Below are 14,215 nucleotides of genomic sequence, written 5' to 3'. Positions count from 1 at the left end.
CGCCCGGTTACATTCCGAACCCGGAAGCTAAGCCTTTCAGCGCCGATGGTACTGCAGGGGGGACCCTGTGGGAGAGTAGGACGCCGCCGAACAATTATTCCGGGAAAGCCCCGTGCCCTTGTGGCACGGGGCTTTTCTGCGTTCACGGGGCCCCTTTTGTCACCCCCGTGCAAGTGCTGGCGAAGGCTGAAGGTAGGGTCAGGGGGCATCATTGGCACGTTCACAGGAGGCCCCCGGGTGGAGGTCCAGGAGACTCGGGTTCAGACGGACCGAGTCCTCACCATCCCCAACATCCTCAGCATGGCGCGCCTAGTCGGGGTACCGCTCTTCCTGTGGCTGATTCTTCGCCCGGAGTTCGGCGGGCCCAAGAGCGATGGCTGGGCGCTGCTCGTGCTGATGCTCAGCGGCATCAGCGACTACCTCGACGGTAAACTCGCCCGCCGATGGAACCAGATCAGCAGCCTCGGACGGCTCCTGGACCCGGCCGCTGATCGCCTCTACATCCTTTCGACCCTCGTCGGACTGACCTGGCGAGAGATCCTTCCGCTCTGGCTCACTGCGGCACTCCTTGCCCGTGAACTGATGCTTCTCGTGATGGTCGGAATCCTGCGGCGCCACGGCTATCCACCACCCCAGGTGAACTTCCTGGGGAAGGCGGCTACGTTCAACCTGATGTACGCCTTCCCCTTGTTGCTGCTCAGCGACGCAAGTGGTTGGCTTGGATCGCTGGCCGCTGTTTTCGGATGGGCGTTCGCAGGTTGGGGTACAACGCTCTATTGGTGGGCAGGAATCCTCTACGTGGTTCAGGTCCGCCGGCTCGTCAAGGCGGATGCAGTAGCCGATTGAGCTCGTTTGACGCGGTGCCGCGCAGTGTGGCCGGTCCGCGGCTGAACTCTGAGATGTTGCCCTGACGGGCGAAGTCGGCCAAACCGTCGTCTCTTCAAGGAGGACGTTGCCGACATGAAGGCCGTCGTGATGGCTGGTGGTGAAGGCACACGCCTTCGCCCCATGACTTCCAGCATGCCCAAGCCGCTCCTGCCCGTCGCCAATCGGCCGATCATGGAGCATGTGCTGCGGCTGCTGAAACGGCATGGGCTCAATGAGACGGTCGTGACCGTCCAGTTTCTCGCCTCCCTCGTCAAGAACTACTTCGGCGACGGCGAAGAGCTCGGGATGGAGCTCACCTATGCCAACGAGGAGAAACCTCTCGGGACAGCTGGCAGCGTAAAGAACGCCGAGGAAGCGCTCAAGGACGACACCTTCCTCGTCATTTCCGGCGACGCGCTCACAGACTTCGACCTGACCGATCTCATCGCCTTTCACAAGGAAAAGGGCGGGCTGGTCACGGTGTGCCTGACCCGAGTTCCGAATCCACTGGAATTCGGAATCACAATCGTCGACGAGGCGGGCCAGGTTGAGCGATTCCTGGAGAAGCCCACCTGGGGCCAGGTCTTCTCGGACACCGTCAACACGGGCATCTATGTCATGGAACCCGAGGTCTTCGACTACGTCCAGGCCGACGTCTCGGTGGACTGGTCCGGTGATGTCTTCCCGCAGCTCATGAAGGAAGGCAGGCCTATCTACGGCTATGTCGCCGAAGGCTACTGGGAGGACGTGGGCACGCACGAGAGCTATGTGAAGGCTCAGGCCGACGTGCTGGAGCGCAAGGTCGACGTCGAGATCGACGGCTTCGAGATCTCGCCCGGTGTATGGGTTGCGGAAGGCGCCGACGTCCATCCCGACGCGGTGCTCCGCGGACCCGTCTACATCGGGGACTACGCGAAGATCGAGGCCGGTGTCGAGATCCGCGAGCACACCGTCGTCGGTTCGAACGTCGTCGTCAAGACCGGGGCGTTCCTGCACAGGGCCGTGATCCACGACAACGTCTACATCGGCCAGCACTGCAATCTGCGCGGCTGCGTGATCGGCAAGAACACCGACATCATGCGGGCTGCCCGCATCGAGGACGGTGCGGTCATCGGGGACGAGTGCCTGGTCGGTGAGGAATCGATCATTCAGGGCAATGTCCGGGTCTACCCGTTCAAGACCATCGAGGCCGGCGCCTTCGTCAACACTTCGGTGATCTGGGAGTCACGGGGGCAGGCACATCTCTTCGGTGCCCGGGGTGTCTCAGGAATCCTGAACGTGGAGATCACGCCGGAGCTCGCCGTCCGGCTCGCCGGCGCGTACGCCACCACCCTCAAGAAGGGTTCGACCGTCACCACCGCCCGTGACCACTCCCGCGGCGCCCGTGCGCTGAAGAGGGCCGTGATCTCGGCGTTGCAGGCCAGCGCCATCGACGTACGGGACCTGGAGAACGCGCCGCTTCCGGTCGCGCGTCAGCAGACCGCTCGGGGCAGCGCGGGCGGGATCATGATCCGTACTTCGCCCGGGGTGCCGGACTCGGTGGACATCATGTTCATCGACGAGAGGGGCGCAGACCTCTCCCAAGCGGGGCAGCGGAAGCTGGACCGGGTCTACGCCCGCCAGGAGTACCGCCGGGCCTTCCCGGGGGAGATCGGGGATCTGCACTTTCCGTCCAGCGTCTTCGACTCCTACACCGGGGCACTGCTGCGCAATGTGGACACCACCGGGATCGCGGCCGCCGGTCTCAAGGTTGTCGTCGACGCGTCCAACGGCAGTGCCGGGCTTGTTCTGCCGAGTCTGCTCGGGCGGCTCGGCGTGGACGCGCTGACCATCAATCCCGGGCTCGACGAATCACGGCCCACGGAGTCCGCCGACGCCCGACGCTCCGGGCTCGTGCGGCTCGGGGAGATCGTCTCCTCGGCACGGGCCGCGTTCGGAGTGCGCTTCGACCCGGTTGGGGAGCGGCTCTCCCTGGTCGACGAGCGGGGCCGGATTGTTGAGGACGATCGGGCCCTTCTGGTCCTGCTCGACCTGGTGGCCGCCGAGCGGCGCAGCGGCCGGGTGGCCTTGCCGGTGACCACGACGAGGGTCGCCGAGCAGGTCGCCGCTTACCACGGCACACAGGTGGAATGGACGACGACGTCGCCGGACGACCTGACGCGCGTGGGGCGCGAGGAAGGCACCATTTTCGGAGGGGACGGGCGGGGCGGTTTCATCGTCCCCGAATTCAGCAGCGTCTTCGACGGTTCGGCAGCCTTCGTACGGCTTCTCGGGCTCGTCGCGCGGACCCAGCTCACGCTCAGCCAGATCGATGCCCGGATTCCTCTTGCGCACGTGTTGCGCCGCGATCTGGCCACTCCCTGGGCCGTCAAGGGACTGGTCATGCGCCGGGTGGTGGAAGCCGCCGGGGACCGTGACGTCGACACCACCGACGGCGTGCGGGTCGTCGAGGCGGACGGGCGCTGGGTGATGGTGCTTCCCGACCCGGCCGAGGCCGTCACCCATCTGTGGGCGGAAGGCCCTGACGACGCCTCGGCGCAGGCGCTGCTCGACGAATGGTCGGCGATCGTGGACAGCGCAGGTCAGTGACCTGCCGCCGGCGTGCCGGGAGGTGTCGCGCAGACGCTTCCCGGCGCACGGGTGGGGCCATTCGGCGGTACTAGCTGCGGCGTGCGACGATGTGCGGCATGTCGCAGCAGCCCCCCGATCGGAGTACCCCCTCGCCGCCCGCGCGACCTGACGCGTCCATGTCGCTGCTGACCAATGTGATGGACCACAGCCTGGACGACGGCTACGCCGAGGCCACGGCCAAGCGCAAGGCCGACGGGAGTGCGGCCATGCCTCGCACACTGAAGGCGAAACTGGGCCTTGCGGCGGGCCTTGTGCTGGCTGCTTTCGTCGTCACCCTGGGCGCCGCGGAGGCGCGTATATCGGCGCCGGTCCTCGCCAAGGAGCGCGGGGAGCTCATCCAACGTATCGACACAGAGACATCGGCGGCCGACAAGCTGGAGTCCCAGGTCGACAAAGCCCGTGACGACGTGGGCGAGCGGCAACGTAAAGCGTTGGAAAAGCATGGCGGGGACCAGGGCCAGCTCGTGGCGCTGCTCTCTGGGGCGACCGCCGTCAAGGGACCCGGTGTGAAACTTGTCGTCGACGATGCCAAGGGCACCGACCAGGGCGGCGGCGGACCGCGTGAGACCACTGGTTTCACGGACACGGGGCGGGTGCGCGACCGGGACATGCAACGGGTCGTCAACGGCCTCTGGCAGTCGGGTGCGGAGGCCATTGCCATCAATGGGCAGCGGCTGACGGCCCTGTCGGCGATCCGCGCCGCGGGGGACGCCATACTGGTCGACAACAAACCGCTCGTGCCGCCGTACACGGTGCTTGCGGTGGGGGACGGGAAGCGGCTCAGCACCGCTTTCGAGGACAGTGCCGACGGCCAGTACCTGAGGGCGCTGAAGGACACCTTCGACATCCGGACCAGCATGTCCGTTCAGGACGAGGTGCGCCTCCCGGCTGCGCCCAGCCTCATCGTACGAACAGCAGAGCCGAAGGCCGCAGACACCGGCAGTGGTGCGGCAGACACAGGGAAGGGCACATCGTGATCGCCGTACTGGGCCTCGTCGTGGGAGTCGTGGTCGGACTGTTGGTCCGGCCCGAGGTGCCGGCGGTGGTCGAGCCCTATCTCCCGATCGCCGTCGTGGCTGCTCTCGATGCGGTCTTCGGTGGTCTGCGGGCCATGCTCGACGGCATCTTCGTCGACAAGGTCTTCGTGGTGTCGTTCCTCTCGAACGTCGTCGTGGCCGCACTGATCGTGTTCCTGGGCGACAAGCTGGGTGTCGGAGCGCAGCTCTCGACCGGTGTGGTCGTCGTCTTCGGTATCCGCATCTTCTCCAACGCCGCGGCGATCCGCCGGCACGTCTTCCGGGCCTGAGGCCGATGAGCAACGAAGAGCTTCCCCGTGACCGGGAGCGCAACGGCGAGCAGCAGGCCGACATGCCCGAGCAGTTGACCGGGCGCCAGCGGTTGATCGCCGGGCTGTGGCCGCCCCGGGTCACCCGTGCGCAACTCGTTGTGGCGCTGCTGCTGTTCGTCCTGGGGCTGGGTCTGGCGATCCAGGTGCGGTCGAACAGTGACAACAGCGCACTGCGCGGCGCCCGCCAGGAGGATCTGGTCCGCATTCTCGATGAACTTGATGACCGTACGCAGCGTCTTGAGGATGAGAAGCAGCGTCTGGACGATCAGCGTACGGAGCTGGAGAACAGCTCGGACCAGGCTGAGGAGGCCCGTAAGCAGACCGTGGAGAAGGAACGGCAACTCGGTATCCTCGCGGGCACCGTGGCGGCACACGGGCCCGGGATCACGCTCACGATCAACGATCCGGGCGACGCGGTGCAGGCGGACATGCTGCTCGACGCCCTCCAGGAGCTGCGTGCGGCCGGAGCGGAGGCGGTCGAGGTCAACGGGGTGAGGGTGGTGGCCAATACGTACTTCTCCGGCGACGGTGGCGCCATCAAGGTCGACGACCGGTCCATCTCCGCGCCGTACGTCTTCAAAGTGATCGGCAAACCGCAGGATCTGGAGCCGGCGCTGAACATCCCCGGTGGTGTTGTGCAGACGCTGGAGAAGGAGCAGGCGACCGTGCATGTGGTGCAGGCGGACGACATCGGCGTGGACGCCTTGCGACCTGCGGAGCAGCCTGACTACGCTCGGTCGTCAACCCGGTGAGTGCGCCGGACACGGGGCTCGGAGGACACGGGCAAGAGGTTGCGGGGGGTCGCCGCATCGTAATGGTGGCGCGTGGTGGAAACTGTCGAGTGGATACGGACGTTGTGAAGGTGTCCGGGTCGGCAGGTGTGTTGATTCAGGGTTCGTCCTGCCCCACGGGCGGGTCTGTTTCGGTCAAGGGGAATCGCCCGTGAAGTTGTTTGCGAAGTTGTTCGGCAAGAGCGCCCGCGATGACGCGGCCCGCCATCGCGCACCGCGCCATGGCCAGGCCGAGGAGCAGGGCACGGATCGCCCGCTCTTCCGTGACGAGGTGTCGGGTCCGGGCGGTGACATTTCGGGTGGAACCGGCGCGTCGTCTGTTGACCCTGCCGGTCCGGGCCGCATAGGTTTCGGGGATCCATCAACCTCAAGTACGGGTGGAGGGTTTGGGTCCATGCCGGTCTGTACGAGGTGCGGCCATCGCAATGCCGAGGCCAGTCGTTTCTGTTCCAACTGTGGTGCGCCACTTCGGGGAGGCGCGTCTGCGGAGCGTCTTTCGGAGACGACATCGACCATCTCCATCTCCGGTCTTGAGGCTTACGAGGCGGAGGCGACGGGCCAGACGTCCTTGCCCTCCCTCTCGCCGGAGGCCCAGGCCGCCGTCGACGCCCTGCCGCTCGGCTCGGCGCTCCTGGTGGTGCGCCGCGGTCCGAACTCGGGCAGCCGCTTCCTGCTGGACAGCGAGCTGACCACGGCCGGCCGCCACCCGCAGAGCGACATCTTCCTCGATGACGTGACGGTCTCCCGCCGTCACGTGGAGTTCCGCCGGAGCCCCGACGGAAGCTTCACGGTCGAGGATGTCGGCAGCCTCAACGGCACGTACGTCAATCGTGAGCGCATCGACTCCGTCGCGCTGTCCAACGGCGACGAAGTGCAGATCGGGAAGTACCGGCTGGTCTTCTACGCAAGCCAGCGGGGCATCTGACCCGTCAGGGAAGGTCCATGCTGAGAACACCGACGGGCGGTGCCGGGCACGGCACCGCCACCGCCGACAACCGGGCCATGAGCATCGGCGCGGTGCTCCTGCAGCTGCGGGACGAATTTCCCGAAGTCACCATCTCCAAGATTCGCTTCTTGGAGGCCGAGGGGCTCGTCGAGCCGCAGCGGACCCCCTCCGGCTACCGCAAATTCCGCCCCGAGGACGTCGAGCGGCTGGCGCAGGTGCTGCGGATGCAGCGGGATCACTATCTTCCGCTCAAGGTCATTCGCGAGCACCTGGACGCCCTGGCCCGCGGCGAGCAGGTGTCCCTGCCGGCCGCGGGCGCTCCACGGGACCTGAGCGACGGTTCCTGGGACGGCGAGTCCTGGCAGGCCACCGCGCCCCGGATCGGGCGTGCGGAGCTCCTGGCCGCCGCCGAGGTCACCGAGAGCGAGCTCGAGGAGTGGGAGTCGTACGGGCTCATCGCTCCGATGGCGGAGGGTGGCTACGACGCCGAGACGGTGACCGTTGCCAAACTTGTGGCGGATCTGGGTCGATTCGGTCTGGAACCGCGTCACCTGCGGGCGATGCGTGGGGCTGCGGAACGCGAGGCCGGCCTGATCGAGCAGGTGGTCGCACCTCTGCGCCGACACCGGAATCCGCAGACCAGAGTCCATGCGGAGGCCAAGGTGAAGGAGCTCGCGGAGCTCTCCGTACGGCTTCATTCGGCCCTTGTGCAGACTGCTCTGCGGATCCGGCTCCACTGATCACGAGGGGCCCGACTACCCAAACCTGCCGAGCACGTCCTAGGGTTGCTGTGTGAACGAGCTCGACGTTGTGGGTGTCCGGGTGGAAATGCCCTCCAACCAACCGATCGTGCTCCTGCGTGAAGTGGGAGGCGACCGGTACCTCCCCATTTGGATCGGTCCTGGTGAGGCGACCGCGATCGCCTTTGCCCAGCAGGGCATGGCTCCGGCCAGGCCGCTGACCCATGATCTCTTCAAGGATGTGCTCGAGGCCCTGGGCCAGGAGCTCACCGAGGTCCGCATCACGGACCTCAGGGAAGGGGTCTTCTACGCGGAGCTGGTCTTCGCCGGCGGGGTCGAGGTGAGTGCGCGGCCGTCCGACGCCATAGCGCTCGCGCTGCGCACCGGCACGCCGATCTACGGCAGTGACGGGGTGCTCGACGACGCGGGGATCTCCATCCCTGACGAGCAGGAGGACGAGGTCGAGAAGTTCCGGGAGTTCCTCGACCAGATCTCGCCGGAGGACTTCGGTACCAACAGCCAGTGACCGTCCAGCAGGGTCGCCGTCAGCGCATTCGACAAGCCTTTCCCGGGAACGGGATACGGCAAACCACCCTCCGGGTGATTATCACTCGGCGTGCCGAGTGTGGCGATCGTTGACGCACCCCGAGCGACTGCCTACCTTCGAGATGGCAGGTCAAGGACGGAGGTCGGCGTGAGAAACAGCGGCGACGGTACGGCAGCGGGTGGGCCTTACCGGCAGCACGGAAGTACAGCCGACCGCACCATCAGGCAACCGGTTCAACCGGCGGCGATGGCGGGGGACGGGGCGGAAGTGGTCGGCGACATCGGCTATCGCGGGCCGACGGCGTGCGCGGCGGCGGGGATCACCTATCGGCAGCTCGACTACTGGGCACGCACCGGGCTCGTCGAGCCGAGCGTGCGGCCTGCCTACGGATCGGGCACGCAGCGCCTCTACAGCTTCAGGGACGTCGTCCTGCTGAAGATCGTGAAGCGCTTTCTCGACACGGGCGTCGCCCTGCAGAACATCCGCACCACGGTCCAGCATCTGAGGGCCCGGGGGTTCCAGGATCTTGAGCGGATGACGCTCATGAGTGACGGCGCGACCGTCTACGAGTGCTCCTCGCCCGACGAGGTCGTGGATCTGCTCCAGGGGGGCCAGGGGGTCTTCGGCATCGCCGTCGGCGTGGTCTGGCGGGATGTCGACGCCGCACTGTCGCAGCTGCACGGCGAGCGGGTGGACACCGGCGAGACGCTGATCGGCAACAACCCCACCGACGAGCTCGCACGGCGGCGCAACCGCGCGGTCTGACGGGCCGCGGAGCGGGGCGCGGCGATTGTCAGTGCTGTAGGGCAGCATCGGATGATGTGAGAGCCGCGCCCACCATCCTGCATCTGGACATGGATGCCTTCTACGCCTCGGCCGAGCAGGCGGCGAAACCGAGCCTGCGTGGCAAACCGGTCGTGGTCGGCGGGCTGGGACCCCGTGGGGTCGTCGCCACCGCTTCCTACGAGGCGCGGCGCTTCGGGGTGCACTCGGCGATGCCGACCGCGCAGGCCCGGCGGCTGGCGCCCAATGCTGCCTATCTGGCGCCCCGCTTCACCCTGTACCGGACGGTGAGCGACCAGGTGATGGGGTTGCTGGGGCAGCTGTCACCCCTGGTGGAGCCGCTCAGCCTGGACGAGGCGTTCGTCGATCTGGAGGCCGGTGGAACAGCCGACGACACCGCCTCGGCGCGGGCCATCGGCGAGCAGTTGCGCGACGCCATCAGAGCCGTCACCGGACTCACCGGCTCGGTCGGCCTCGCGGGCTCCAAGATGCTGGCCAAGATCGCCTCGGAGGAGGCGAAACCGAACGGGCTGCTGGTCATCGAGCCGGGGACCGAACGGGAGCTGCTCGCCCCGATGTCCGTGCGGATCCTCCCCGGCGTGGGCCCTGCCACCGGGGACCATCTGCGGCGGGCCGGGATGACCACGGTCGACGACCTGGCCACGGCCGGCGAGGCGGAGCTCGTACGGCTGCTGGGGAAGGCGCACGGCGTCGCGCTGCACCGCATGGCCCTCGGGTATGACGACCGCCCTGTTGTGGCCGAGCGAGACGCCAAGTCGGTGTCGGTCGAGGACACCTTCGACATGGATCTGCACGACCGGATCCGGGTCAGGACGGAGGTCGAACGCCTGGCGGACCGTTGTGTCCAGCGGCTGCGGGCCGCGGAGCGCTCGGGCCGCACCGTGGTGCTGAAGGTGCGCAGATACGACTTTTCGACGCTCACGCGGTCCGAGACGCTCCGGGGGCCGACGGACGACCCCACAGTGGTCAGAGAGGCCGCTGCACGGCTCCTGGAGGCTGTGGACACCACCGGAGGGGTGCGGCTGCTCGGGGTTGGCGTCACGGGGCTCGCCGACTACACGCAGGAGGATCTTTTTGCCCAGGCAGCCGGTGAGCGGGCTGCGCCCGAGATCCCGGCCCGTGAGGAACACGGCGCGGGCGGCCACGGGGACGAATCGGTGGACGGGGCACAGGAGCAGGAGACCGCCGAACAGCTCGCGGTCCGGCGCTGGCACGCCGGGCACGACGTTTGCCATGACACCTTCGGCCACGGCTGGGTGCAGGGCAGTGGGGTGGGCCGGGTGACCGTGCGGTTCGAGGAACCCTGGTCACCTCCCGGCCGGGCGCGGACGTTCCGTGTCGACGATCCGGAGCTGCGGCCTGCCGATCCGCTCCCGCTGGTGCGTGATCCGGCGGACTACTCGTCCTGGCCGGCCAGCCTGCCGAAGTCCCGGTCCGGGCCCGGCTCGTCGGGCGGCGAGTCCAGGCCGTAGTGCCGGTAGAGCTGAAGCTCCTGTTCCGGCGAGAGATGGCGGCCCACGCCGAAGTCGGGCGCGTCCTTGATCAGCGCACGGTCGAAGGGGATCCGGAGCACGTCATCGACGAATTCGCTGGGCTCAAGCGGCACGAAGGCATCCCTGCTGAACAGTCCGGTACGCACGGCTGCCCACTCGGGTATGCCGGTCGCGTCGTCGAGGTACACCTCGTCCACAGTTCCGATCTTGGTGCCCTTGCGGTCGAATGCCTTGCGGCCGATCAGGCTGCGCGGATCGATGTCGGTCTGCACGGTCCCTCCCATTGGTCGCGGCTACTCCACAGGCACTACGAAAGTGCAGATTCGGGCTATCGGCCACTTGAGAATTCCGTCGCGAGCCCCGCTGGTAGGCTGGTGATGGCTGCTGACCCCGTGCGGGAGAGCCTTCCGGAGCGCATCCGGCAGGCGCCGAAGGAGCAAATCCTCCCCGGAATCTCTCAGGCCCCCGTACCGCACGGACGAGGTCACTCTGGAAAGCAGGGCGGGTTTCGTGGCGGCGGCAGCCGGGACGGATCCCTCCCTCACCGACGGTGAAAGCCGGTATGCCTCAAGGCGCACCGGTGAAGCTCTCAGGTTGAGATGACAGAGGGGGAGGCCGTCCGGGCACCCGCGCCGTGGTGCCCCTCGCAGGTCGTGACAGACCAGGAGGCCTCCACCATGACCCCCCGTCGCACTCCGCTCTCCCAGCTGGAGCAGGGCATCCCCTTCGAGCAGCGCCACATCGGCCCCGATGCCGAGGCGCAGGCGAAGATGCTCGCCCAGGTCGGTTACGGCTCGCTCGACGACCTCACCGCGGCCGCAGTGCCCGATGTGATCAAGAGTGCGGAGGCGCTGCAGCTGCCGTCGGCCCGTACCGAGGCCGAGGTCCTCGCCGAGCTCCGCGCCCTTGCCGACCGCAACCAGGTGCTCGCCCCGATGATCGGGCTCGGCTACTACGGCACGTTCACCCCGCCGGTGATCCTCCGGAACGTCATGGAGAATCCCGCCTGGTACACGGCCTACACGCCGTACCAGCCGGAGATCTCGCAGGGCCGCCTGGAGGCGCTCCTCAACTTCCAGACGATGGTCGCCGAGCTGACCGGGCTGCCCACCTCCGGCGCCTCGCTGCTCGACGAGGGCACCGCCGCCGCCGAGGCCATGGCGCTCGCCCGACGCGTCGGCAAGGTCAAGGACGGAGTCTTCCTGGTCGACTCCGACACCCTGCCCCAGACCGTCGCCGTGATCGAGACCCGCGCCGAGCCGACCGGTGTCGAGGTCGTCGTCGCCGATCTCGCCGAGGGCATCCCCGCAGAGATCGCCGGGCGCGGTGTCTTCGGCGTGCTGCTCCAGTACCCGGGTGCCTCCGGCGCCGTCCGCGACATCAAGCCCGTCATCGAGCAGGCCCACGAGCTCGGCGCGATCGTCACCGTCGCCGCCGACCTGCTCGCCCTGACCCTGCTCACCTCGCCCGGTGACCTCGGCGCGGACATCGCCGTCGGCACCACGCAGCGCTTCGGTGTACCGATGGGCTTCGGTGGACCGCACGCCGGCTTTATGGCCGTACGCGAGAAGTTCGCCCGCAGCCTGCCCGGCCGCCTCGTCGGTGTCTCCGTCGACGCGGACGGCAACAAGGCGTACCGCCTCGCACTGCAGACCCGCGAGCAGCACATCCGTCGCGAGAAGGCCACCAGCAACATCTGCACCGCGCAGGTACTGCTCGCCGTGATGGCTGGGATGTACGCGGTCTACCACGGCCCCGACGGCTTGCGGACGATCGCGGAGCGCACCCACCGGTACGCGACGATCCTGGCCGAGGGCCTGCGCGCGGCCGGGGTCGACGTCGAGACCGGCGCCTACTTCGACACGCTCACGGTGCGTGTCCCCGGCAAGGCGGCGGATGTCGTGGCCGACGCCCGTGACCGCGGGGTCAACCTGCGTCTTGTCGACGCCGACCGGGTCTCCCTCGCCTGCGACGAGACCACCACACGTGCGCAGCTCGCCGCGGTCTGGGCCGCCTTCGGCGCCGACGGTGACATCGAGGCACTGGACGCCGCCGCCGCCGACGCGCTGCCCGAGTCCCTGCTGCGAACCGATGGGATCCTCACCCATCCGGTTTTCCACCAGCACCGCTCCGAGACCGCGATGCTGCGCTACCTGCGCAAGCTCGCCGACCGTGACTACGCGCTGGACCGCGGCATGATCCCGCTCGGCTCCTGCACCATGAAGCTGAACGCGACCACCGAGATGGAGTCGATCACCTGGCCCGAGTTCGGTGCGCTGCACCCGTTCGCGCCGGCCGAGCAGGCGGAGGGCTTCCTCACGCTGATCCGTGAGCTGGAGGAGCGCCTCGCCGAGGTCACCGGCTACGACGCGGTCTCCATCCAGCCGAACGCGGGCTCGCAGGGCGAGTTCGCGGGCCTGCTCGCCGTGCGTGCCTACCACCGGGCCAACGGCGACGAGCAGCGGACCGTCTGCCTCATTCCGTCCTCCGCGCACGGCACCAACGCCGCGAGCGCCGTGATGGCGGGCATGAAGGTCGTCGTGGTGAAGACCGCGGACGACGGTGAGGTCGACGTCGAGGACCTCCGCGCCAAGATCGAGAAGCACCGCGACGAGCTCGCCGTGCTCATGATCACGTACCCGTCGACGCACGGTGTGTTCGAGGAGCACGTGGCCGACATCTGCGCCGAGGTGCACGATGCGGGCGGTCAGGTGTACGTCGACGGCGCCAACCTCAACGCGCTGGTCGGTCTTGCCAAGCCCGGACGGTTCGGCGGCGACGTCTCGCACCTGAACCTGCACAAGACCTTCTGCATCCCGCACGGCGGCGGTGGCCCCGGTGTCGGCCCGGTCGGCGTGCGCGCCCATCTGGCGCCGTACCTGCCGAACCACCCGCTGCAGCCCGGCGCCGGCCCCGAGACCGGTGTCGGACCGATCTCGGCCGCGCCGTGGGGCTCGGCCGGTATTCTCCCGATCTCCTGGGCGTACGTACGCCTGATGGGCGGGGAGGGCCTCAAGCACGCGACGCAGGTCGCCGTACTTGCGGCCAACTACATCGCCAAGCGTCTGGAGCCGCACTACCCGATCCTGTACACCGGCCCGGCCGGTCTGGTCGCGCACGAGTGCATCGTGGATCTGCGGCCGATCTCCAAGGCGACCGGGGTCAGCGTCGACGACATTGCCAAGCGTCTGATCGACTACGGCTTCCACTCGCCCACCATGTCGTTCCCGGTGGCGGGCACGCTGATGATCGAGCCGACCGAGAGCGAGAACCTTGCCGAACTCGACCGGTTCTGCGACACGATGATCGCCATCCGCGGCGAGGTCGAGAAGGTGGCCTCCGGCGAGTGGAGTGCGGAGGACAACCCGCTGACCAACGCCCCGCACACCGCCGCCATGCTCGGCGGGGAGTGGACGCACGCGTACAGCCGCGAGACGGCCGTCTTCCCGGCCGGAGTCTCGGCCGCCGACAAGTACTGGCCGCCGGTGCGCCGGATCGACGGTGCGTTCGGTGACCGCAACCTCGTCTGCTCCTGCCCGCCGTTGGACGAGTACGACAGCTGACTGACCCGTTCGGGTGCGACCCGGACATGCGTCGGGGCCGGTTCGGAGATCTTCTCCGGGCCGGCCCCATTTCTTACGGGCCGCGCTCAGGCGGCCTTCATCACCCGGCCGGCGTCCAGCGGCCGGTGCGGAGCGATGATCTGCCCGTCCGGGAGCAGCTCACCGGTGTCCTCGAAGAGCAGGACGCCGTTGCACAGCAGGCTCCAGCCCTGTTCCGGGTGGTGTGCCATCAGGCGTGCGGCTTCCCGGTCGGCTGAGTCGGCTGTCGGGCAGGGTGGCTCGTGCTGGCACATGGCTGGGTTCTTTCGCTGCGTCGTAGTGGGTGTCCTGCGGCTTGATGAGGTGTTCATGGCCGCCCCCCGTATCTGTCGGTCCGGTTCCAGTGTTCCCCCACGGGCGCCAATCCGCAGGGATTTCGTGGCAGCGGTGCTCCTCCTCTCATGACGCATCACCCGGGCGGACGGTTCAGCACAACTGCACTGTCC

13 protein-coding genes, 1 rRNA gene and 1 riboswitch are annotated in these 14,215 nt (G+C 67.9%); of the genes, 12 read left to right on the top strand and 2 right to left on the bottom strand.

What is annotated here, in order from left to right; translation table 11 throughout:
- From rrf to AB0N06_RS09645, 11 genes are all read left to right on the top strand, one after another.
- Positions 1 to 92 (top strand): 5S ribosomal RNA (rrf, locus tag AB0N06_RS09695); the annotation flags it as partial.
- Positions 93 to 237: 145 nt separating this feature from the next.
- The gene (locus tag AB0N06_RS09690; RefSeq protein ID WP_266988138.1) at positions 238 to 846 is read left to right on the top strand and encodes a CDP-alcohol phosphatidyltransferase family protein; all 609 of its coding nucleotides are present in this window, start codon (positions 238 to 240) and stop codon (positions 844 to 846) included.
- Positions 847 to 960: 114 nt separating this feature from the next.
- Entirely contained in the window at positions 961 to 3,456 is a 2,496-nt protein-coding gene (locus AB0N06_RS09685; RefSeq protein ID WP_366134145.1) for a mannose-1-phosphate guanyltransferase, read from the top strand.
- A gap of 98 nt (positions 3,457 to 3,554) precedes the next feature.
- Positions 3,555 to 4,475, top strand: coding sequence for a DUF881 domain-containing protein (locus AB0N06_RS09680; RefSeq protein ID WP_366134144.1), 921 nt, complete (start codon positions 3,555 to 3,557; stop codon positions 4,473 to 4,475).
- Positions 4,472 to 4,804, top strand: a complete 333-nt coding sequence (locus AB0N06_RS09675; protein WP_023543062.1) for a small basic family protein — start codon at positions 4,472 to 4,474, stop codon at positions 4,802 to 4,804. Before AB0N06_RS09680 ends, AB0N06_RS09675 begins: the two co-directional genes overlap by 4 nt.
- Positions 4,805 to 4,809: 5 nt before the next feature.
- A complete protein-coding gene (locus AB0N06_RS09670; RefSeq protein ID WP_366134143.1) occupies positions 4,810 to 5,598 on the top strand; it encodes a DUF881 domain-containing protein in 789 nt (262 codons plus the stop codon).
- 190 nt (positions 5,599 to 5,788) lie between these two features.
- Positions 5,789 to 6,562 (top strand): FHA domain-containing protein, encoded by a 774-nt coding sequence (locus AB0N06_RS09665; protein ID WP_366134142.1) that lies wholly within the window; start codon positions 5,789 to 5,791, stop codon positions 6,560 to 6,562.
- Between the two features lie 17 nt (positions 6,563 to 6,579).
- Positions 6,580 to 7,323 carry a MerR family transcriptional regulator gene (locus AB0N06_RS09660; RefSeq protein WP_366134141.1) on the top strand — a complete coding sequence of 248 codons (744 nt, stop codon included), beginning with the start codon at positions 6,580 to 6,582 and terminating at the stop codon, positions 7,321 to 7,323.
- A gap of 52 nt (positions 7,324 to 7,375) precedes the next feature.
- The gene (locus tag AB0N06_RS09655; RefSeq protein ID WP_037690563.1) at positions 7,376 to 7,849 is read left to right on the top strand and encodes a bifunctional nuclease family protein; all 474 of its coding nucleotides are present in this window, start codon (positions 7,376 to 7,378) and stop codon (positions 7,847 to 7,849) included.
- Positions 7,850 to 8,017: 168 nt separating this feature from the next.
- A complete protein-coding gene (locus tag AB0N06_RS09650) occupies positions 8,018 to 8,635 on the top strand; it encodes a MerR family transcriptional regulator (protein WP_366134140.1) in 618 nt (205 codons plus the stop codon).
- Between the two features lie 56 nt (positions 8,636 to 8,691).
- A complete protein-coding gene (locus AB0N06_RS09645) occupies positions 8,692 to 10,146 on the top strand; it encodes a DNA polymerase IV (RefSeq protein ID WP_366134139.1) in 1,455 nt (484 codons plus the stop codon).
- On the opposite strand, the gene AB0N06_RS09640 is transcribed toward AB0N06_RS09645, so the two are convergent.
- Positions 10,071 to 10,451 carry a PRC-barrel domain-containing protein gene (locus tag AB0N06_RS09640; protein ID WP_366134138.1) on the bottom strand — a complete coding sequence of 127 codons (381 nt, stop codon included), beginning with the start codon at positions 10,449 to 10,451 and terminating at the stop codon, positions 10,071 to 10,073. The two genes, AB0N06_RS09645 and AB0N06_RS09640, sit on opposite strands and share 76 nt — an antisense overlap.
- A 101-nt stretch (positions 10,452 to 10,552) precedes the next feature.
- A riboswitch (glycine riboswitch) is annotated at positions 10,553 to 10,650 on the top strand.
- Between the two features lie 194 nt (positions 10,651 to 10,844).
- On the opposite strand from AB0N06_RS09640, the gene gcvP reads away from it, so the two are divergent.
- The gene (gene gcvP, locus AB0N06_RS09635; RefSeq protein ID WP_366134137.1) at positions 10,845 to 13,730 is read left to right on the top strand and encodes an aminomethyl-transferring glycine dehydrogenase; all 2,886 of its coding nucleotides are present in this window, start codon (positions 10,845 to 10,847) and stop codon (positions 13,728 to 13,730) included.
- Positions 13,731 to 13,816: 86 nt separating this feature from the next.
- Here gcvP and AB0N06_RS09630 read toward each other — a convergent pair whose 3' ends face one another.
- Positions 13,817 to 14,023, bottom strand: a complete 207-nt coding sequence (locus AB0N06_RS09630; RefSeq protein ID WP_366134136.1) for a DUF5999 family protein — start codon at positions 14,021 to 14,023, stop codon at positions 13,817 to 13,819.
- Positions 14,024 to 14,215 lie beyond the last annotated feature (192 nt).

This window comes from Streptomyces sp. NPDC051020, assembly GCF_040683105.1.
GTDB lineage: Bacteria > Actinomycetota > Actinomycetes > Streptomycetales > Streptomycetaceae > Streptomyces.
The sequence above is the reverse complement of the archived record's forward strand: the minus strand, read 5'-3'. Positions and strand labels throughout refer to the sequence as shown.

What these genes read in the sequence shown, in the direction of transcription:
- AB0N06_RS09685 (WP_366134145.1), top strand. Translation starts at nt 961, where the DNA reads ATGAAGGCCGTCGTGATGGCTGGTGGTGAAGGCACACGCCTTCGCCCC.
- AB0N06_RS09680 (WP_366134144.1), top strand. Translation starts at nt 3,555, where the DNA reads ATGTCGCAGCAGCCCCCCGATCGGAGTACCCCCTCGCCGCCCGCGCGA.
- AB0N06_RS09670 (WP_366134143.1), top strand. Translation starts at nt 4,810, where the DNA reads ATGAGCAACGAAGAGCTTCCCCGTGACCGGGAGCGCAACGGCGAGCAG.
- AB0N06_RS09660 (WP_366134141.1), top strand. Translation starts at nt 6,580, where the DNA reads ATGCTGAGAACACCGACGGGCGGTGCCGGGCACGGCACCGCCACCGCC.
- AB0N06_RS09640 (WP_366134138.1), bottom strand. Translation starts at nt 10,451, where the DNA reads ATGGGAGGGACCGTGCAGACCGACATCGATCCGCGCAGCCTGATCGGC.
- gcvP (WP_366134137.1), top strand. Translation starts at nt 10,845, where the DNA reads ATGACCCCCCGTCGCACTCCGCTCTCCCAGCTGGAGCAGGGCATCCCC.
- AB0N06_RS09630 (WP_366134136.1), bottom strand. Translation starts at nt 14,023, where the DNA reads ATGTGCCAGCACGAGCCACCCTGCCCGACAGCCGACTCAGCCGACCGG.